This is a genomic window from Qipengyuania nanhaisediminis (genome assembly GCF_045862805.1).
Classification (GTDB): domain Bacteria; phylum Pseudomonadota; class Alphaproteobacteria; order Sphingomonadales; family Sphingomonadaceae; genus Erythrobacter; species Erythrobacter nanhaisediminis_A.
This window is the reverse complement of the sequence record NZ_AP025760.1, coordinates 2,003,783-2,021,773: the sequence shown is the minus strand read 5'-3', so window position 1 is coordinate 2,021,773 and position 17,991 is coordinate 2,003,783. Positions and strand designations below refer to the sequence as shown.

At 64.4% G+C, this 17,991-nt stretch carries 17 protein-coding genes; 12 read left to right on the top strand and 5 right to left on the bottom strand.

Going from position 1 to position 17,991, the window contains the following annotated elements:
* The first annotated feature begins 39 nt into the window (after positions 1–39).
* Both ACKTSM_RS09725 and ACKTSM_RS09720 read left to right on the top strand, forming a co-directional pair.
* Entirely contained in the window at positions 40–981 is a 942-nt protein-coding gene (locus tag ACKTSM_RS09725; RefSeq protein WP_407874460.1) for a DUF808 domain-containing protein, read from the top strand.
* Positions 981–1,646, top strand: a complete 666-nt coding sequence (locus ACKTSM_RS09720; RefSeq protein ID WP_407874459.1) for a glutathione S-transferase family protein — start codon at positions 981–983, stop codon at positions 1,644–1,646. Before ACKTSM_RS09725 ends, ACKTSM_RS09720 begins: the two co-directional genes overlap by 1 nt.
* A gap of 1 nt (position 1,647) precedes the next feature.
* Here ACKTSM_RS09720 and ACKTSM_RS09715 read toward each other — a convergent pair whose 3' ends face one another.
* Positions 1,648–1,923 (bottom strand): hypothetical protein, encoded by a 276-nt coding sequence (locus ACKTSM_RS09715; protein ID WP_407874458.1) that lies wholly within the window; start codon positions 1,921–1,923, stop codon positions 1,648–1,650.
* Positions 1,920–3,344 carry a glutamate ligase domain-containing protein gene (locus ACKTSM_RS09710; RefSeq protein WP_407874457.1) on the bottom strand — a complete coding sequence of 475 codons (1,425 nt, stop codon included), beginning with the start codon at positions 3,342–3,344 and terminating at the stop codon, positions 1,920–1,922. The genes ACKTSM_RS09715 and ACKTSM_RS09710 overlap by 4 nt, the downstream gene beginning before the upstream one ends.
* 55 nt (positions 3,345–3,399) lie before the next feature.
* On the opposite strand from ACKTSM_RS09710, the gene ACKTSM_RS09705 reads away from it, so the two are divergent.
* From ACKTSM_RS09705 to ACKTSM_RS09670, 8 genes are all read left to right on the top strand, one after another.
* Complete coding sequence (locus ACKTSM_RS09705) at positions 3,400–4,230, top strand: LD-carboxypeptidase (RefSeq protein ID WP_407874456.1); 831 nt, start codon at positions 3,400–3,402, stop codon at positions 4,228–4,230.
* 27 nt (positions 4,231–4,257) lie between these two features.
* Positions 4,258–5,196, top strand: coding sequence for an ACP S-malonyltransferase (gene fabD / locus ACKTSM_RS09700; protein ID WP_407874455.1), 939 nt, complete (start codon positions 4,258–4,260; stop codon positions 5,194–5,196).
* Positions 5,197–5,309: 113 nt separating this feature from the next.
* Positions 5,310–5,792 carry a GNAT family N-acetyltransferase gene (locus tag ACKTSM_RS09695; RefSeq protein WP_407874454.1) on the top strand — a complete coding sequence of 161 codons (483 nt, stop codon included), beginning with the start codon at positions 5,310–5,312 and terminating at the stop codon, positions 5,790–5,792.
* A gap of 12 nt (positions 5,793–5,804) precedes the next feature.
* Positions 5,805–6,554 carry a 3-oxoacyl-[acyl-carrier-protein] reductase gene (gene fabG, locus ACKTSM_RS09690; protein WP_407874453.1) on the top strand — a complete coding sequence of 250 codons (750 nt, stop codon included), beginning with the start codon at positions 5,805–5,807 and terminating at the stop codon, positions 6,552–6,554.
* 205 nt (positions 6,555–6,759) lie between these two features.
* Complete coding sequence (gene dnaN, locus ACKTSM_RS09685; RefSeq protein ID WP_407874452.1) at positions 6,760–7,887, top strand: DNA polymerase III subunit beta; 1,128 nt, start codon at positions 6,760–6,762, stop codon at positions 7,885–7,887.
* On the top strand, positions 7,884–8,318 hold the full coding sequence (locus tag ACKTSM_RS09680; protein WP_407874451.1) for a hypothetical protein: 435 nt from the start codon (positions 7,884–7,886) through the stop codon (positions 8,316–8,318). The genes dnaN and ACKTSM_RS09680 overlap by 4 nt, the downstream gene beginning before the upstream one ends.
* Before the next feature lie 8 nt (positions 8,319–8,326).
* Positions 8,327–8,962 (top strand): glutathione S-transferase family protein, encoded by a 636-nt coding sequence (locus ACKTSM_RS09675; RefSeq protein ID WP_407874450.1) that lies wholly within the window; start codon positions 8,327–8,329, stop codon positions 8,960–8,962.
* A gap of 36 nt (positions 8,963–8,998) precedes the next feature.
* Positions 8,999–10,090, top strand: coding sequence for a DUF2855 family protein (locus ACKTSM_RS09670; protein WP_407874449.1), 1,092 nt, complete (start codon positions 8,999–9,001; stop codon positions 10,088–10,090).
* Positions 10,091–10,098: 8 nt separating this feature from the next.
* Here ACKTSM_RS09670 and ACKTSM_RS09665 read toward each other — a convergent pair whose 3' ends face one another.
* Positions 10,099–11,865, bottom strand: a complete 1,767-nt coding sequence (locus ACKTSM_RS09665; protein ID WP_407874448.1) for an N-acyl-D-amino-acid deacylase family protein — start codon at positions 11,863–11,865, stop codon at positions 10,099–10,101.
* Positions 11,866–11,937: 72 nt separating this feature from the next.
* On the opposite strand from ACKTSM_RS09665, the gene ACKTSM_RS09660 reads away from it, so the two are divergent.
* The gene (locus tag ACKTSM_RS09660; protein WP_407874447.1) at positions 11,938–12,858 is read left to right on the top strand and encodes an alpha/beta fold hydrolase; all 921 of its coding nucleotides are present in this window, start codon (positions 11,938–11,940) and stop codon (positions 12,856–12,858) included.
* Here the strand turns inward: ACKTSM_RS09660 and ACKTSM_RS09655 are convergent.
* Positions 12,855–13,709, bottom strand: a complete 855-nt coding sequence (locus ACKTSM_RS09655) for an alpha/beta fold hydrolase (protein ID WP_407874446.1) — start codon at positions 13,707–13,709, stop codon at positions 12,855–12,857. The genes ACKTSM_RS09660 and ACKTSM_RS09655 overlap by 4 nt on opposite strands.
* A gap of 100 nt (positions 13,710–13,809) precedes the next feature.
* On the bottom strand, positions 13,810–15,507 hold the full coding sequence (locus tag ACKTSM_RS09650; RefSeq protein ID WP_407874445.1) for a PHA/PHB synthase family protein: 1,698 nt from the start codon (positions 15,505–15,507) through the stop codon (positions 13,810–13,812).
* A gap of 252 nt (positions 15,508–15,759) precedes the next feature.
* On the opposite strand from ACKTSM_RS09650, the gene ACKTSM_RS09645 reads away from it, so the two are divergent.
* Positions 15,760–17,946 (top strand): putative bifunctional diguanylate cyclase/phosphodiesterase, encoded by a 2,187-nt coding sequence (locus tag ACKTSM_RS09645; RefSeq protein WP_407874444.1) that lies wholly within the window; start codon positions 15,760–15,762, stop codon positions 17,944–17,946.
* The last annotated feature ends 45 nt before the right edge of the window (positions 17,947–17,991 follow it).

Below are 17,991 nucleotides of genomic sequence, written 5' to 3'. Positions count from 1 at the left end.
GCGGGGTTGGAGACACACAACAACAGGGGAAGCTGGCACATGCCTTCAGGTCTGGTCGCACTGCTCGACGACGTATCGGTGATCGCACGCACCGCGGCCGCGTCGGTCGACGACATCGCCGCGGCCGCGGGCCGCGCCGGTTCGAAAACCGCAGGCGTCGTGATCGACGATGCCGCGGTCACGCCGAGCTATGTCACCGGGCTTTCGCCGGCGCGCGAATTGCCGATCATCTGGCAGATCACCAAGGGCAGCTTCTTCAACAAGCTGGTCATATTGCTGCCCGGCGCGATCCTGCTGTCCGAATTCCTGCCATGGGCAATCATCTTCATCCTGATGCTGGGCGGGGCGTTCCTGTCCTATGAAGGTGCGGAAAAGGTTATCGAAAAGCTCGGCGGTGAGAAGCACGGCAAGACGGTGGAGGATGTCATCACCGATCCTGCCGCCTTCGAAAAGCAGCGCATTGCCGGCGCGATCCGCACCGATCTCATCCTGTCGGCCGAGATCATGGCGATCACGCTCGCCGAACTCGATCTCGACAACTGGTGGGAGCGCGGACTCGCGCTCGCCCTGGTCGCGATCATCGTAACCGTGGTGGTTTACGGTTCGGTCGCAATCATCGTGAAGCTCGACGATATCGGGCTCGCAATGACCCGTTCGGGAAGCCAGGCAAAACGCAATTTCGGCCAGTGGCTGGTGGATTCGGTGCCGACCCTGCTTGTCGCCTTGTCGTTCATCGGGACGATCGCGATGCTGTGGGTCGGGGGCGGGATCATCGTTCACGGCACCCACGAACTGGGCTTTGACCTGTTCTACGACATCGCGCACGGCGCCGAATACGCCGTCAAGGGCGCGACCGGAGCGCTGTCGGGCGTGCTCGGCTGGCTCACCTATGCCGCGATTTCCGGCGTGATCGGGCTGGTGATCGGCGCGATCATCGCCTTCGTGCTGCACAAGGTCTTCGGCTTCGAAGGCGCGCATTGATGAGCGGCGGCGCTGCGCCGCGCCCGCTGCTTTACACCTGCGCGGGTTCGCGCGGATTGCGCGCGACCTGGGCGGCGGAGGAAGCCGGGGTCGCCATCGATCTTGCGCTGTTGCCGTTCCCGCCACGGTTCGAGGCGCCCGAATATCTCGAGATCAACCCGCTCGGCACCGTGCCGCTGCTTGTCGATGGCCCGGATGACACCGGGGCGCGCATGACCGAAAGCTGCGCGATCGCGCATTACCTCGCCACCCGCAACGGGCCGAGCGATCTCGTCATCGCGCCGGGCGAGGTGGACTATGCCGAATACCTCGATTTCACCTATCACGCCGATGCGACGATCACCTTTCCCCAGACCGTCTATATGCGCTTTGCCATCTTCGAGAAGGACAAGGGGTTCGCCGAAGCAGGTGAAGCCTATGCCAGGTGGTTCGAAAAGCGCCTCGTCAAGGTCGAGGAGCGGCTTCGGGAGCGCGAATATCTGTGCGGCGGGCGCTTTACCGTGGCCGATATCTGCGTGGGCTATGCGCTGGTGCTGGCAGGCCGTGTGGGGCTCGATGACCGGGTGCCGCAAGGCCTCAGGGACTACCGGGACAGGCTGACAGCCCGCGATGGCTACAAGCGCGCGGTCGAGCGCGAAAAGGCCGGGCCGCAAGCGCTCGGTTAGGTCAGTTCCTGGGGAGCTTGTCGAGCTCGGTCCCGCATTGCGAACACTTGCGGCGCGGAAAGAGGAAGAACCCGCCGGCAAACAGGTTCCTGCCGCAGACCGTGCAATTGTATTCGAGCATGCGCCTGTTTGCGAAGACCAGCGCGACGATCGCGATCCCGAAAGCGATTGCCGAATGGCCGAAGAACTGGTCGACCACCATCACGAACAACACGCCGAGCACCAGCACGCCGGCCATGAAGCGCGCGTGGCGCCGCGCGGCATCGTAGATGTTCACGGCAATTGCTCGAAAACAGAGCGGGCGAAGGTGCTGAGCGTGTCATCGCGCGCGCCCATGATGACGATGCGGTCGCCGGGCCTTGCGATTTCGACGATGCGTGTCCCGCAATCTGCGCGTGCGGCGATGTGTTCTGCGCGGGCGCCGTGGCTCTCGATCATGTCGATGATCCGCTCGGTGCCTTCGGACCGGTCGACCGTGCCGCCATAATAGACCGGGTCGCACATTATCGTGACGTCATCTTCGCCCAGTTCGCTGGCGAAGGTCTCGGCAAGCTCGTCGCCCATCTGGCGCAAGGGGCCGTAGCCGTGCGGCTGGAAGAAGGCGATCACGCGGCCCGGCGCGGCCTTGAGCGTGCGCAAGGTGGCAGCGCATTTTTCCGGGTTGTGCCCGAAATCGTCGATCACGCTGATCCCGCCGGCGCTTTTCCCGACCACGTCGAAACGCCGCGCCAGCCCTTCGAAACCCCGGAGCGCGGCAACCGCCTTGCCAACATCGATGCCCGCTGCGCTCACCGCCGCGATCGCCGCGAGCGCGTTGGAAAGATTGTGCAGGCCCGGCATCGGCAGGGTGAGGGCAAAGCTTTCGCCCGAACGGGTGTCGCGCACCTGCGCGCGGATTTCGAGCACGTCCTGCTCGACCGAACCTGGCTCGACCGCGATATCGGCATCGAGTGCCTCGCGCGCGAAGCTGACCAGCTGGCTGGCGCGACCCGCCAGAGCGCGCGCTTCGTCATTGTCGTAATTGACGACCGCGCAGCCGCTCGCAGCGAGAAAATCACCGAACAAGGCGCGCAATTCCTCCAGGGACTTGTGGTCGAGACTGACATTGAGCAGCACGCCGATGGTTGGCCGATAGAGCGCGATCGAGCCGTCGCTTTCATCGACCTCGCTTACGAACAGTTGCGGCGATCCCACCCGTGCGCTGGCGAACGGATTATCGGCGGACGCGAAGTTCTTCATCACCGCGCCGTTCATCACGGTCGGATCGTGGCCCGCCTCGTGCAGGATCCATGCGATCATGCCGGTGACGGTGGACTTGCCCGAAGTCCCGCCTACCGCGAGCGAATAGCCCGCCTCGTTGAAAAAGGCCGAAAGCAGGTCGGCGCGAGTCATGCGCGCACAGCCCAGCTCCCTGGCGCGCGCGACCTCGGGGACGGTGTCCTCGATCGCGGCCGAAGCGATCAGCACCTGGTCGGCCGAGGTGATGCCGCTGCCATCCTGCGGGAATAGGCCGAAGCCATTGGCTTCGAGCCAGGCGAATTTCTCGGGAGTGCGGCCCTGGTCGAAACTGCGGTCTGAGCCTGCGACCTCGTGCCCTGCGCCTTGCGCGATCTGAGCGAGCGGGAGCATTCCCGATCCCCCGATTCCGCAGAAGAACAGGGGCGCATCGGTGCGCAGGCTGGTGTCACTTTGAGGCATGGCGCGGATGGATATTGGCTTGCCACCGGGCTGGCAAGCGCCATAGGCTCGCACCATGACGAATATCGCCATCTGCGCGCCGGCCACGCCGATCACGCGCGACCACGCCGCCGCGCTCGAAACGCTGGTGGCAGAGGAATTTCCCGGCCACCGCGTGCATTTCCACGAACAATGCTTTGCGCGGGCCGGACATTTTGCCGGCGATGATCTCGCCCGGCTCACCGGCCTGCTCGAATGCGCCAACGATCCCGCTTTCGACGCGGTGTGGTTTGCCAAGGGCGGCTATGGCTCGAACCGCATCGCCGAGGCGGCGGTGGCGCAGATGAATGCCAGCGCGCGCTCCAAGACCTATGTCGGCTTTTCCGATTGCGGATACCTTCTTGCCGCGCTCTACCGGGCCGGGATCGGCCAGTCGGCGCACGGCTCGATGCCGGTCAGCGCCCGGTCGCAGCGCGGACGCGAGGCGGTGCGCCGCGTGCTGCGCTGGTTTGCAGGCGACAATTCGGGTCTCGAACCCAGCCTCGACGGGGTAACGCCCGCTGCCGCCTTCAACCTGATCACGCTCACCATGTTGTCAAAGACCCCGCTCATGCCCGACCTTTCGGGCCACGTGCTGATGGTCGAGGAGGTGAGCGAGCACCTCTACGCGATCGACCGGATGTTCTTCGCGCTGGCAGGCACTCTGCCGCGGCTCGCCGGACTCAGGCTCGGGGCGATCACCGATGTGCCCGAAAACTACGTCGCCTTCGGACAGGGCGAGGAAGAGATCGCGCGTTATTGGTGCGACCGGGCAGGCATTCCCTATCTGGGCCGCGCCGAGATCGGACACACGCCTTCCAACAGGGTTGTGCCGCTCGGGCTTGCAGGTCCGGCAGGCGCTGCGTAATCGCGCGGCCCAACAGGAGGATTTACCATGCGTGCATTCGTTTTTCCGGGTCAGGGCAGCCAGAAGGTCGGGATGGGAGCCGAGCTTGCCGAGGCGAGCAGCGCCGCGCGCGAGGTGTTCGAGGAAGTCGACGATGCGCTCGGCCTCAAGCTGTCGGCGATCATGCGCGACGGACCCGAAGACCAGCTCACGCTGACCGAGAACGCGCAGCCCGCGATCATGGCCAATGCCATCGCCACCCTGCGCGTGCTCGAAAGCGAGTTCGGAGTGAAGCTCGCCGACAAGGGCGCGTGCGTCGCGGGCCATTCGCTGGGCGAATACACCGCCTTGTGCGCAGTCGGCGCGTTCGACCTTGCGACCACGGCGCGGCTGCTCAAGCTGCGCGGCTCCGCCATGCAGGCCGCCGTGCCGGTGGGCGAGGGCGCCATGGCCGCCTTGCTCGGCGCCGATGTCGACAAGGCGAGCGAGCTTGCGGCCGCCGCCGCCGACGAGGGAGAGGTCTGCGAGGTCGCCAATGACAACGACCCCACCCAGGTCGTGATTTCCGGCCACAAGGGTGCGGTCGAACGCGCGGTGGGTCTCGTCAAGGAGCACGGCATCAAGCGCGGCGTGCTGCTGCCGGTCTCCGCGCCGTTCCACTGCTCGCTGATGCAGCCCGCCGCAGACCGCATGCGCGAGGCGCTGGCAGAAACCGAGATGCACGCCTTCGCTCTGCCGGTTTACGCCAATGTCACCGCGGGCAAGGTATCCGACCCCGACCAGGAACGCGACCTGCTCTACCGCCAGGTGACGGGCCGCGTGCGCTGGCGCGAAAGCGTGCTCGCCATGCGCGAGGACGGGGTCGAGCATTTCGTCGAACTGGGCGGCAAGGTGCTGGCTCCGATGATCGGCCGGATCGACCGCGAGGCCGAGACCGCGAGCCTGATCGCGATGGCCGACCTCGAGGAATTTGCCAAGACGATGTGATCGCCCATCACCCCTCATGGCGAGGGGCCGGAGCGCATGGAGACATCTGCAAGGTCCCGCGAATCGCAATTTCGCGCCGATAGGCTATGAGACCGGCGAGGGAGAGATGCGCTATGGCACAATCCGCGTGCGGCGATGGATCGGCCTTGCCGCCTGACCGCGATGCAGGGTCGGATGCGCTGTGGGAGACCCATTGGATCGACGCTGCGAACACGCATCTGCTCGACAAGGTCGCGCCGGGCGTGTTCGACCGCGCGATCGACCAGGAACTTCTGGCCGAATATCTTGCCAACGATGCCAACTGGTTGTGCCTCGCGCTGCGCGAAGGGTTGGTGGTGGGCATGTGCATGTGTGTCATCCTCACCACTCCGGACAAACCGAGAGAACTTTTCCTTGCAGAGATCGGCACAGGCGACGATTGGCGGCGTCAGGGCATTGCGCAAACGCTCATGAGAATGGTGTTCGACCGCGCCGATGCCGAAAATATCGAGGAGATCTGGCTGGGAACCGAAACGGACAACCACGCCGCAAACGGTCTCTACCAAACATTCAAGCACGAGCGTGAAGACGCCGTGATCTACTATTTCGACTGGTGAGGAGCCAAGACCATGTTTCGACTTGAAGGAATGAACGCGCTGGTGACAGGCGCAAGCGGCGGGATCGGTTCGGCGATCGCGATTGCGCTGGCCAAGCAGGGTGCGCGGGTCGCGCTGTCGGGCTCGAACGGGGCCAAGCTGCGCTCGTTCCGCGAACAATTGCACGAAGAACATGGCGGCGAGCATGTCGAGATCACCTGCGACCTGTCGAACTCGGAACAGGTCGAGGAACTGATCCCGGCAACGCTCGACACGCTCGGCGGGATCGACATCCTCGTCAACAATGCCGGGGTCACGCGCGACAATCTCGCCATGCGGATGAAGGACGACGAGTGGGATCAGGTCATCGCGATCAATCTCGAGGCCGCGTTCCGCCTGATGCGCGCCAGCGCGCGCCCGATGATGAAGGGTCGCTTCGGCCGTATCATCAACATCACCAGCGTGGTCGGCCATACCGGCAATCCGGGCCAGATGAACTATTGCGCGGCCAAGGCAGGGCTCACTGGCATGACCAAGAGCTTTGCCCAGGAAGTCGCCAGCCGCGGCATCACCGCCAATTGCATCGCGCCCGGTTTCATCGCCACCCCGATGACCAGCGCGCTCGATGAAAAGCAGCAGGCCGCGATCAACGCCAAGATCCCGATGGGCAAGATGGGCGCGAGCGATGATATCGGCGCGGCGGCCGCTTTCCTCGCCAGCCGCGAGGCGGGCTACATCACCGGCGAGACGATCCACGTGAACGGCGGGATGGCAATGGTCTGATCGCTGGCCGGATCGCCAAGGGCGCGCGCTCGGCTCACGAATCTGGTGCCCAGCGCGCCCTTATCCCCAAGCGAATCCCCCAAGGCGCGGACGCGAACTTGCCCGGATTGTCCATCGCGCTAAGGTTTTTCTCATACCAAGCGGCGCTGACGGGGCGATTCCGTGCTGCCAGGACCGCATAACCAAACGTAGATAGGTTAAGCTGATGAAGGCTACGATCGAACGCGCGACGCTCCTGCGTTGTCTCTCCCATGTTCAGTCGGTGGTCGAACGCCGCAACACCATTCCGATCCTGTCCAACGTGCTGATCGATGCATCGGACGGCGGCAGCGTCAAGGTGATGGCGACCGACCTCGACCTCCAGGTGGTCGAGACGATGAGCGCCGCCTCGGTCGAGACGCCCGGCGCGATCACGGTGTCGGCGCACCTGCTTTTCGATATCGCCCGCAAGCTGCCCGAAGGCAGCCAGGTGAGCCTGGAAACCGCCGAGAACCGGATGGAGATCAAGGCCGGGCGCAGCCGCTTCAAGCTTCCAACGCTTCCGCGCGACGATTTCCCGGTGATTGTCGAAGGCGATCTGCCCACCAGTTTCGAACTGCCCGCGCGCACGCTCGCCGAGATGATCGATCGGACCCGTTTCGCGATCTCGACCGAGGAAACGCGCTATTACCTGAACGGCATATTCCTTCACGTCACCGACGAGGACACGCCGGTGCTCAAGGCGGCGGCGACCGATGGCCACCGGCTCGCGCGCTTCACGCTCGCGCGCCCCGAAGGTGCCGATGGGATGCCTGACGTGATCGTGCCGCGCAAGGCCGTGGCCGAACTCAGGAAGCTGCTCGAAGAGGCGATGGACGGATCGGTCCAGGTCGACCTGTCGGCATCGAAAATCCGTTTCACGCTGTCGGGCGAGGGCGGGGTGGTGCTGACCAGCAAGCTGATCGACGGGACCTTCCCCGATTACAGCCGCGTGATCCCGACCGGGAACGACAAGCTACTCGAAGTCGATCCGCACGAATTCTTCACCGCGGTCGACCGTGTCGCCACCATCGCGACCGAGAAGACCCGCGCGGTCAAGATGGGGCTCGACACCGACAAGGTCACCCTGTCGGTCACGTCGCCCGACAACGGCAATGCCGCCGAGGAACTCGCCGCGACCTACAAGGCCGACGGGTTCGAAATCGGCTTCAACGCCAATTACCTCAAGGACATCCTCGGCCAGTTCGATGCCGACAAGGTCGAACTGCACCTCGCCGATGCGGGCGCACCGACCCTGATCCGCGAGAACGAGAAGAGCGCCGCGCTCTACGTGCTGATGCCGATGCGGGTGTGAGGCTGGGCGGCGCTCTCGAGGCTGCTGCGCTGGCAGCGGTCGGGCTGGGCGCCGCGCCCCTTGGCGCGCAGGACAATCAGGGGTTCACCCCGGCTTTCAGCGCCGAGGACGATCTCGATTGCGCGATCTATGTCGGCGCGCTGATGGCCGAAATGGACACGCAGATGAGCGCCGACGATCGCACCGGCCTGACCAGCGCGCTCACCTATTTCACCGGCCGCTACGAAGCGCAGCGCGGGCTCGATATCGAGACCGCCTTTGCCGAGCATTACCCGCGCTACCAGACGCGCGATCCGGCCGCGATCGCTCAGACCTGTTCGGCGCGGATGCGGGCTTTCGGAGCGCGGCTGGAAAGCGCCGGACGGGCGCTGGCGAGGATCGATCCGACCGCGCAACCGCAAGACGCGCCCCGACCCGCTGAAAGCCCCTGAGGCAGCCAATGGCCGGGCCGGGTGCCGATGTGCGGATCTTCGGGACGGTCATCTCGACCTATACCCGCATCTGCCAGATCGCCTGCGAGGAAGCGGGCCTGCCGCACGACGTGATCGCCACCCCGGCGCATTCGCCCGAAAACCGCCATCCATTCGGCAGGGTCCCGGTGGTCGAGATCGACGGGCTCGAACTGATCGAGAGCGTCGCGATCACCCGGTATATCGACACCGCGCACAATGGCGGCGCGCTGCAACCTGCCGATCCGGCAGCGCGCGCGATCACCGACCAGTGGATCGCGATCGCCAACAATTACCTCTTCCCCCTGTTCGAAAACGGGCTCGTCATGCCGTGGATCATGCACAGGGTCGGCGGGATCGAACCCGATGTCGAAGCGATCAACCGCGCGTTACCGGCGATCAGTCGCGCGCTCGGCTTTTGCGAGGGCGAATTGCAGGCGCGCGGGGGATGGACCCGGCACGGCTTCACGCTGGCAGACGTCTTTCTCTATCCGGTGCTCCGCTCGCTCGAACTGACCCCGCAGGGCGCGGCGGGCATCGCGCAATGCGACCGGCTTGGCGAATGGCTCGCCGCGTGCCGGGAACGCCCGTCGATCGTCGCAACGCGCTGGGAAATCGAAACCTGATCGGCTAACCGTTTGCGACCAAGGAGAACGCGCCCGATGACATTCGCCCAAGTCCAGGTTCGCAAGGACGACCTTTCCGACACCCGCCTCGTCGAGACCGATCCCGGCGCGCTTGCCGAGGGGGCGGTGCGGCTCGCGATCGAAAGCTTTTCGGTGACGGCCAACAACATCACCTATGCGGTGGTCGGCGATGGCTTTGGCTATTGGAACTTCTTCCCGCCCGCGAGCCAGGAGGAAGGGCTGGGCATCGTGCCGATGTGGGGCCACGCAAGGGTCGTGGAAAGCAACAAGGACGAGATCGAGGTGGGCGAACGCGTCTATGGCTATCTGCCGATGGCAAGCGGCCTTGATGTGATCCCGGGCAAGGTCAGCGCGAGCGGGTTCGTCGACACGGCGAGCCACCGCCAGCCGATGAGCCCGATCTACAACCAGTATGCGCGCCTCGCCGCCGATCCCGAACACGATCCCGCGCGCGAGGGCGAGCGGATGATTTTCGGCCCGTTGTTCAAGACCGGCTTCCTGATCGAATATTTCATGCGCAGCGAGGAATGGTTCGGGGCGAGGGACCTCGTGCTCACCAGCGCATCATCGAAGACCGCGATGGGCCTTGCAAGCGTCGCGCAGCAAAATTCGCCCGATATCCGCCGGATTGGCCTGACCTCGCCGGGCAATGTCGAATTCGTCGAGAAAACCGGGCTTTACGACAAGGTCTCGACCTATGACGAGGTCGGCAACCTCTCGATCGGCGACAGCGTGCTTGTCGATTTTGCCGGCAATGCCGAGCTGCTGCGCCGGATTCACGAGCATTTCGGCAATACGCTCAAATATTCCTGCCTCGTGGGTGTGACCCATATCGAGGCGCGCTCAAGCCTGAAGGCCGGGGGCGACCTGCCCGGGCCGCAGCCGGTGCTGTTCTTTGCTCCTGATCACGCGGTCGCGCTGTTCAAGGAGCACGGGCCCGAACAGGCCGGAAAGCTGGTTGCACAGGGCTGGCACGGGTTTCTCGCCCATGTCGCGGGAACGGTCGAGATCGTGCGCAAGCAGGGCCTCGAGGCCGCGCGCGAAACCTATCTCGCAATGCTCGCGGGCGATGTCGATCCGTCCAAGGGGATCGTGATCGAGCCCTGAGGCGAAGCCTATTCGGCCGCCTCGGCAAGCGCGGCGTGCTGTGGTCCGCGGATCAGCCCGCCCGGCGCTGCGCCGGTCCACTTGCCGTGCTCGAACGTGACCTCGCCCGACTTGATCGTGCAGACATAGCCATCGGCCTTTTGCAGCAGCCGCTTGCCGCCCGCTGGCAGGTCGAAGGCGAGCCACGGGCGGCCGAGCTTGATCCGGTCCATGTCGATCACGTTGATATCGGCGAGATAGCCCGGAGCGATCAGCCCGCGATCCTCCAGCCCGTAGAGCACCGCGGTGTCGCGGCATTGCCGCTTGATCGCGTGTTCGAGGGTAAGCCGTTCGCCGCGCCTGCGGTTCTTGACCCAGTGCTCGAGCATGAAGGTGGGGGAGGCCGCATCGCAGATCGTCCCGCAATGCGCGCCGCCATCGGACAGCGAATTGACCGTGTCATCGGCGTGCTGGAGCGGGACGAGGAAATCGAGATTGCCTTCGGCATAATTGAGGATCGGCAGGTAGATGAAGCCGGTCGCATCGTCGCGGCACATCAGGTCATAGGCATATTCCTGCGGGTCCATCCCGGCCTGGGCCGCGCGGGCATTGATGCTGGCGCTTACTTCGGGTTCGTAATCGAAATCGGGGTCCATCTCGTATTGCAGCGCCCAACCCTGGGTTATCACCATGACCACGCCGAGAATGTCCTGCGGGGCCTCGGAATAGTCGTTCGCTTCTGACAGGAGCTGTTCCTTGAAGGCAGGGTCGAGCAGCCGGGCCTTCTGCTGGTCCCAGTCGAGGTCCTTGATCGCCTGCCAACTGGGACGGAACGCGAAGGGGTTCACCGTCCCGCGCCAGGCCATGATGATCCCGTTTCCGCGCAGCGCGATCTGGGCGACGATATTCGCGCCGTTGTCGTTTTCGGCGCGCATCTTCTCGATCTGCTCGTCGAGCGGCAGTTCCTTCTGGATCGATTGCAGCGCGGCGAATGTGACCGGGACGCCCGCCTCGCGGCTGAGCCGTCCCATCCATTCGAACTCGTTCCATTCGCGCATCAGGTCGCTCGCCATTTCGAACACGGCGTGCCCGCCAGCAGATTTCGCGCGGCCCATGGCATGGCCGATCGCGACCAGTTCCTCGGGCGTTGCGGTGGTGCCGGGGACGAGTTCGCCATCGACCGACTTGTGAAGCACTGTGCGCGAGGTCGAAAAGCCCAGCGCGCCGGCGCGCACGCCTTCCTCGACGATGTCGCACATCGCCGCGATATCGTCCGCGGTCGGGACAGCACCGGGCTGTTCGCGGTCACCCAGCACATAGGCGCGCACGGCGCCATGGGGGACGTGGGTGCCGATATCGACCGTGCGCGGCAGCTTTTCGAGCGCGTCGAGATATTCGGGAAAGGTCTCCCATTCCCAGGTGATCCCCTCGGCGAGCGCGGTGCCGGGGATATCCTCCACCCCTTCCATCAGGCTGATCAGCCATTCGTGGCGGTCGGGCTTGGCCGGCGCGAAGCCGACGCCGCAATTGCCCATCACCACCGTGGTGACGCCGTGCCAGCTCGAAGGGGCCATTTCCTGGTCCCAGGTCGCCTGGCCGTCATAATGGGTATGGATGTCGACAAAGCCGGGGGCGACGACCTTGCCGCTGGCATCAATCTCGCGCGTGGCGTCCCCGCGTACCGTGCCCACCGATGCGATCAGCCCGTCCTTTACCGCGACATCGCCGACATAGGGTTCGCCGCCGCTGCCATCGACGATGGTTCCGCCGCGAATGATCAGGTCGAAGGCAGGCATGGGTCTCTCCGTCATCGGTTTTTATTGAGGACCGGCTTATCATATCGCCGTGCCGCCTGCTATGGTCGCGCGATGACGATGGAACCGAGCGGTCCTGCAAGCTGGCAGCCCGACCCGGCAAGCGGAATCGGAATCGAATGGATCACGGCCGGTGGGCTGACCTTCGAGACCGCGACTGCCGGCGAGGGCGATCACCTTGCGCTGTGCCTCCACGGATTTCCCGAACTGCCGTTCTCATGGCGCCACCAGATCCCGCTTCTGGCCGAGATGGGATACCGCGTCTGGGCACCGGCCCTGCGCGGATATGGCGGCACCTCGCGGCCCGAAGGCGTGCGCGCCTATGCGCTCGACCGGCTGGTCGGAGATGTCGCCGCGCTGATCGAGGCAAGCGGGGCGCGCAAGGTGACGCTGATCGCGCATGACTGGGGAGCGATCATCGCCTGGGCCTTTGCGATCGTTCACGGCGAGATGATCGACCGGCTGGTGATAATGAACGTGCCTCACCCGCAATGCGCGCGGCGCGAGATGACCAGCTGGCGCCAGCTTCGCAAAAGCTGGTACATCTTCTTCTTTCAGCTGCCCTGGCTGCCCGAGGCGTTTCTTGCCCGCCATCGCGGCAAGGCGGCGGGCCGGATCATCGCCCAGACCAGCTGCAATCCCGGACGCTTTGGCAGCCACGTGCAGGACATCTATTCGCGCGCCGCGATGCGCAAGGGCGCGCGCAGCGCCATGGTCAATTACTACCGCGCGCTGCTGCGTCACCGCGACACGCTGGATATGGGCGATTTCCGGGTCAGCGTGCCGGTGCTGATGCTGTGGGGCGAACAGGACGTGGCGATCGACATCGCCTGCACCAAGGGCACCGATCGCTGGGTCGACGACCTCACGCTCATCCGCTTTCCCGGTGTCTCGCACTGGGTCCAGCAGGACGCGCCGGACAAGGTCAATGCCGCGCTCGCCCAATGGCTGCCCGGCGGCGGCGCGGACGGCTAGGCGGCCGAGCGTTCCTCGTCCCGGCTCGCGGGCGAATCGAGGAATTCGCGGATCGCGGCGACGCTTTCGTCCTTGTGGCTGAGCAGGAACAGGTGGCCGCCGCCTTCCATGACGACGAGCTCGCTATTGGGGATCAGCATTTCGAGGAACTTGCCATTGGCGAGCGGAACGATCGCGTCGTCATCGCCCATCATGATCAGCGTCTCCTGCTTGAGCAGGAACGGCAGGGCAGGTGCGCTGGTCCAGCCGAGCATGCACAAGAGCTGATACATGTAGCCGCGCGTCGAGGGCGGCTTGAGCCGGGCCATGTGCCCGCCCTTGCCCGCGCTCTTGCCGAGGCCCTGGCCGTAGAGCGTCTCGAAATTGCGCTTCATGAAATCGGGATCGATATAGCGGCGCGGATTGGCCATTTTCGACAGCGCAGCGACCTTGCCGGGCACCATCAGCATGCCGGCACTGGTGGCGATCAGCACTACCCGGCGGCTGCGCGCGGCGTGCTGCATGGCGAAATGCTGTGCCATGCCGCCGCCCCAGCTGATGCCCATGACATCGACCGTGTCGACGCCCAGCCGGTCGAGCAATTGCGCCGCGGTCCAGCTCATGGTGAAGGGATTGTAGGGCAGCACCGGTTCGGGCGATCCGCCGATTCCGGGCATGTCGAACATGATGAAGGGGCGCTCGCTCAGCGCCTCTGCCAGCGGGGCCACGGCCTCGATATTGGCGCCGATCCCGTTGAAGAACAGCACCGGCGGATGCTCGCCTGGCTCGTCGAGCCGCCATGTCGCGACCCGCAGCGTGCGGCCACCGACATCCATCATGGTGACTTCGGCACCGTTCATCGCTTCGCTCATGAGGGGAAAATCCTTGTCATTTGCGGCTCCTGGCCGCGTGGAGGTCACCGTGGCGGTGCGCCGGTGCGTGACCTCCCCTTCAGTCATGAACGGCGGTGTATCAGACTTCCTCGACAACGTAGAGACCCGGGGCAGGTTCCTGTGGAGGATATGCTTTCGACCCCACCTGCGCAGGCGCCGGCACCTTGTCTCCCGAACGTTGCTGGATCCATTCCATCCAGAACGGCCACCAGCTGCCCGCGACCTCCTTCGTGCCTTGCAACCACTCATCGGCGGTTTCAGGCAGCTTGCCCTTCTTTTTCTGGACGTAATATTTCGCCTTCGGATTGCCCGGCGGGTTGAGGATCGCCTGCATGTGGCCCGACTGGCTGAGGACATAGGTGACGTGCTTCGACCCGAACAGGTTGGTCGAACGATAGGTTGCCTTCCACGGAGTGATGTGATCGGTTACCCCGCCAAGGATGAAGAGGTCGGCCTTGACCTTGGACAGGTCGATCTTGTGGTCGGCCATCTCGACCTCGCCCTTCTTGGTGAAGGCCAGCGTTTCGTAGAGCGTGAGGAAGTCGCCCATCAGGCTCGCCGAAAGGTTGGTCGCGTCCGAGTTCCAGTAAAGGACATCGAATGCGGGCGGGTCCATGCCGAGCAGGTAATTGTTGACGACATAGGACCAGATCAGGTCGTTGGGCCTGAGCCAGGCAAAGCCGCGGGCAAGATCGTCGGCCTTGATCACGCCCTTTTTCGCGGCGCGCTGGCGGGCGAGCTTCATCCCGTTCTCGCTGACCAGCGATCCGGCCTCGATATCGGTCTGCTTGGGGTGGAGCACGCAGACCATCAGCGTCAGCGTGCCAAGGATGTCATGGCCGGTCGCGGCGAGCTTGGATGCCAGCACGCTCGCGGTCTGGCCGCCTGAACACCCGGCAGAGACATTGACCTTGTCCGAGCCGGTGATCTTGGAGACCACCTCGAGCGCTTCTTCGCAGCTCTCGATGTAATCGGCCATGTCCCAGTGGCCCTGTTCCTTGGACGGGTTGCGCCAGCTGATAACGAAGGTTTGGAGCCCGTTATCGACCTGCCACTTGATGATCGATTTCTCCGGCGACAGGTCGTTGATATACATCTTGTTGATCTGCGGCGGGATGGTGAGCTGCGGGATCGCGTGGACCTCTTCGGTCGTCGGCGCATATTGCACCAGCTCGTACATCTCGGTGCGGTGGACGACATTGCCCTTCGAGGTCGCGATGTTCTCGCCGATCTTGAACGGGCGCTTGTCGACCTGACTGACCATGCCCTTGTTGTGAACGAGGTCGTTATAGGCGTTCTGCAACCCCTTGATGAGGCTCAGCCCGCCCGAATTGATCAGCTGTTTCTGCGCGATCGGATTGCCTGCCAGCGTGTTGGTCGGGGCAAGGCCATCGAGGATGATGTTGGCGATGAAATTGGCGCGGTTCTTCTCCAGCTCGTCGAGCTCGAGTTCCTCGAGCCAGTTGCGCATCCCCTTTTGCACCGCGAGGTAATATTGCGCGCCGGCACGGAAGAACGGGTTGAACTGCCAGGCCGGGTCCTTGAAACGCTTGTCCTTGGGATCGGGGGCGAGTTCGCTTTTTCCGGTCATGATCTTGACCATGTCCTCGCCCATGGCCTGGGCGTGGCGCATCATGCGCTGCGGGTCCGACGCGGTCTCGCGCAGAAGCAGCGCGACCGCGCTGACGAAATCCTCGCGCGCAATGCCGACCAGCGGACCCAGCGCGTTGACCGATTGCGCTGCCTCGTTTTCCAGCTTGACCGTGCCTTGTGCCATATGTGCCGTTCCTGTCCTGACCTGTTGGTGTGCTTTGCGAGCGTCTTGCGCGGTTACAAATGGCGCGGTTGCGGCGCGGTGACAAGCCTTGCTCCCATGGACCCCCATGCCCCTGGGGGCCGGATGCGGTCCGGCGATCAGCAAGTGCCGGGAGCCCCGCGTCTGCGCGGCTGTGCGTGGTTATCCATTCCTTCACCGTTTGACCATAAACCTGCGAGCTCACGGATTTACGCATGAGGGGAACAAGCCAAGATGGCTGGCCTGCTGTCACGCCTGACAAAGACAAACGATCCTGCGCAGGCAGGAACGGTGGCGCGCGGTTTCGATTTCGAAAGCCGGGCCGCGCTTCTGAGCAGTCTGGAATCATCCGATCTCGGTTGGTTCTGGGCCAGCGATGCCGAGGGACGGATCGCCTATGTCTCCGAACCCGCCGCGCGGCGGATCGGCAAGGCACCCGAGGACATTGTCGGGCGCACGCTGACGGACATTTTCCAACCCGCACCCAGCGGCGAAGATTCGGGCCGCCAACGTCCGCTGAAGTTCCAGTTGGCCAAGCGCAACGCGATCAAGCCGGTGACGGTCATGCTCGATCTGGGCGGAGGCACCGCGTTCTGGGAAATTGCCGGGGTCCCGCAGCAGGACGCGGACGGCGCCTTTTGTGGATATCACGGCATCGCGCGCGATGTCTCGGATTCGTTCGAGAGCACGCGCAAGGTCGAGGCCATGTCGCGCCACGATGCGCTGACCGGCCTCTACAACCGCCACCGCATCGCGCAGCAGCTCGAGGGGTTCCTGTCCGCCTTCAAGGTGTCGAAGCGCTCGTGCGCGACCATGCTGATCGATCTCGACCGCTTCAAGCAGGTCAACGACACGATGGGCCATCCGGCGGGCGACGAATTGCTCAAGCAGGTCGCTGACCGGCTCAAGCGCGTTTTCGGCGACAAGGCCGAGATCGGGCGGATCGGGGGCGACGAATTCCAGGTCATCATGATCGACGAGGACGATCGCGGCGTTCTGGGCGAACTGGCCGAACGTGCGATCCAGATGCTCTCGCAACCCTATTCGATCAACGGGATGCGCGCCGTGATCGGGGCATCGGTCGGCGTTGCGATCGCGCCCTTTGACGGGATCGAGCCCGGCGACCTGGTCAAGGCCGCCGACCTTGCGCTTTACGCTGCGAAGGGCGGCGGGCGCGGGCGATACAGGTTCTATTCCAAGGATTTGCGCGACAGGGCGAGCTATCGTCACCAGATCGAATCCGACCTGCGCGATGCGCTGGCCCAGGACGAGCTGTCGATCGAGTTCCAGCCGATCGTCGATTCCCAGACCCACGAGACCGTCAGCGCCGAAGCGCTGATGCGCTGGGACCACTCGACCAAGGGACGGATTTCGCCTGCCGATTTCATTCCCGTGGCCGAGGAAGTCGGCCTGATCCGCGAATTGGGCGACTGGGCGCTCAACAAGGTCTGCGACACGGTGCTGACCTGGCCTGGCGTGGTGCGCGCGACCGTCAATGTCTCGGCGGTGCAATTCGCGTCCGACAGTTTCGTCGATTCGGTCAAGGCCGCGCTCAAGCGCAGCGGCGTCGACCCGGCGCGGATCGAGCTCGAGATCACCGAAAGCGTGTTCGTGGGCGACATGGACCGCGCGTTGACCATCTTCAAAGCATTGAAAAAGCTTGGTGTCGGGCTTTCGCTCGACGATTTCGGCACCGGCTATTCCTCGCTCAGCTATCTGCGCGATGCCCCCTTCGACAAGATCAAGATCGACCAGGGCTTCGTGCGCGGCTGCACCGAAGAGGGCAATCGCAACGATGCGATCATTTCTGCCGTGACCAGCCTCGGCAAGGCGCTGGGCATGGGAGTCATCGCCGAGGGGGTCGAGACCAAGGACGAGATGGCGCTCGTCGCATCGCTGGGCGTGCCGATGTTGCAGGGCCGGCTGTTCGCAAGCTCGCTCACCGACGAGGAACTGAGCGAGCGCATCATCTCGGGCGATCTCGTGTTCAAGCCGCGTGGCCCCGACAAGTATCGCTCGGATCGCCGCACCGAATTCCGCAAGATCGGCCTCATTCACGATGACGATCGCTACGAGGTGATCCTGCGCAACCTGTCCAAGACCGGCGCCAAGGTCGAAGGCTTGCTCGACGTGCCGGTGGGAACGCAATGCGTGCTCGACCTGGGCGGCGGCCAGCTCGCGGTCGCGACCGTGCGCCGTTCGGAGGGCTTTTCGCAGGGCGTCGAGTTCGAGACCCCGCTGATCAGCGACGGGGATGATGGCCTTTGCACCCGGCACCGCGTCTCGCCCTACCAGATCGAGGCCGCGGGCCGCCCGCTCGCAGCGCTCAACGACGAAAGCGTGGCCGCGATCACCGGCGGGTTGCGAAAGAGCAAGAAAGCCTTTGTCGAGGTTGATCTTTCCAAGAGCCGCGCTAGCTGAAACCGCGGTCTAGGCACAGCGCGAAAACCGTCGCAAATCTAAGGG

What these genes read in the sequence shown, in the direction of transcription:
- ACKTSM_RS09645 (WP_407874444.1), top strand. Translation starts at nt 15,760, where the DNA reads ATGGCTGGCCTGCTGTCACGCCTGACAAAGACAAACGATCCTGCGCAG.
- ACKTSM_RS09655 (WP_407874446.1), bottom strand. Translation starts at nt 13,709, where the DNA reads ATGAGCGAAGCGATGAACGGTGCCGAAGTCACCATGATGGATGTCGGT.
- ACKTSM_RS09670 (WP_407874449.1), top strand. Translation starts at nt 8,999, where the DNA reads ATGACATTCGCCCAAGTCCAGGTTCGCAAGGACGACCTTTCCGACACC.
- ACKTSM_RS09650 (WP_407874445.1), bottom strand. Translation starts at nt 15,507, where the DNA reads ATGGCACAAGGCACGGTCAAGCTGGAAAACGAGGCAGCGCAATCGGTC.
- ACKTSM_RS09695 (WP_407874454.1), top strand. Translation starts at nt 5,310, where the DNA reads ATGGCACAATCCGCGTGCGGCGATGGATCGGCCTTGCCGCCTGACCGC.
- ACKTSM_RS09720 (WP_407874459.1), top strand. Translation starts at nt 981, where the DNA reads ATGAGCGGCGGCGCTGCGCCGCGCCCGCTGCTTTACACCTGCGCGGGT.
- ACKTSM_RS09725 (WP_407874460.1), top strand. Translation starts at nt 40, where the DNA reads ATGCCTTCAGGTCTGGTCGCACTGCTCGACGACGTATCGGTGATCGCA.
- ACKTSM_RS09705 (WP_407874456.1), top strand. Translation starts at nt 3,400, where the DNA reads ATGACGAATATCGCCATCTGCGCGCCGGCCACGCCGATCACGCGCGAC.
- fabG (WP_407874453.1), top strand. Translation starts at nt 5,805, where the DNA reads ATGTTTCGACTTGAAGGAATGAACGCGCTGGTGACAGGCGCAAGCGGC.
- ACKTSM_RS09660 (WP_407874447.1), top strand. Translation starts at nt 11,938, where the DNA reads ATGACGATGGAACCGAGCGGTCCTGCAAGCTGGCAGCCCGACCCGGCA.
- fabD (WP_407874455.1), top strand. Translation starts at nt 4,258, where the DNA reads ATGCGTGCATTCGTTTTTCCGGGTCAGGGCAGCCAGAAGGTCGGGATG.
- dnaN (WP_407874452.1), top strand. Translation starts at nt 6,760, where the DNA reads ATGAAGGCTACGATCGAACGCGCGACGCTCCTGCGTTGTCTCTCCCAT.
- ACKTSM_RS09675 (WP_407874450.1), top strand. Translation starts at nt 8,327, where the DNA reads ATGGCCGGGCCGGGTGCCGATGTGCGGATCTTCGGGACGGTCATCTCG.
- ACKTSM_RS09665 (WP_407874448.1), bottom strand. Translation starts at nt 11,865, where the DNA reads ATGCCTGCCTTCGACCTGATCATTCGCGGCGGAACCATCGTCGATGGC.
- ACKTSM_RS09710 (WP_407874457.1), bottom strand. Translation starts at nt 3,344, where the DNA reads ATGCCTCAAAGTGACACCAGCCTGCGCACCGATGCGCCCCTGTTCTTC.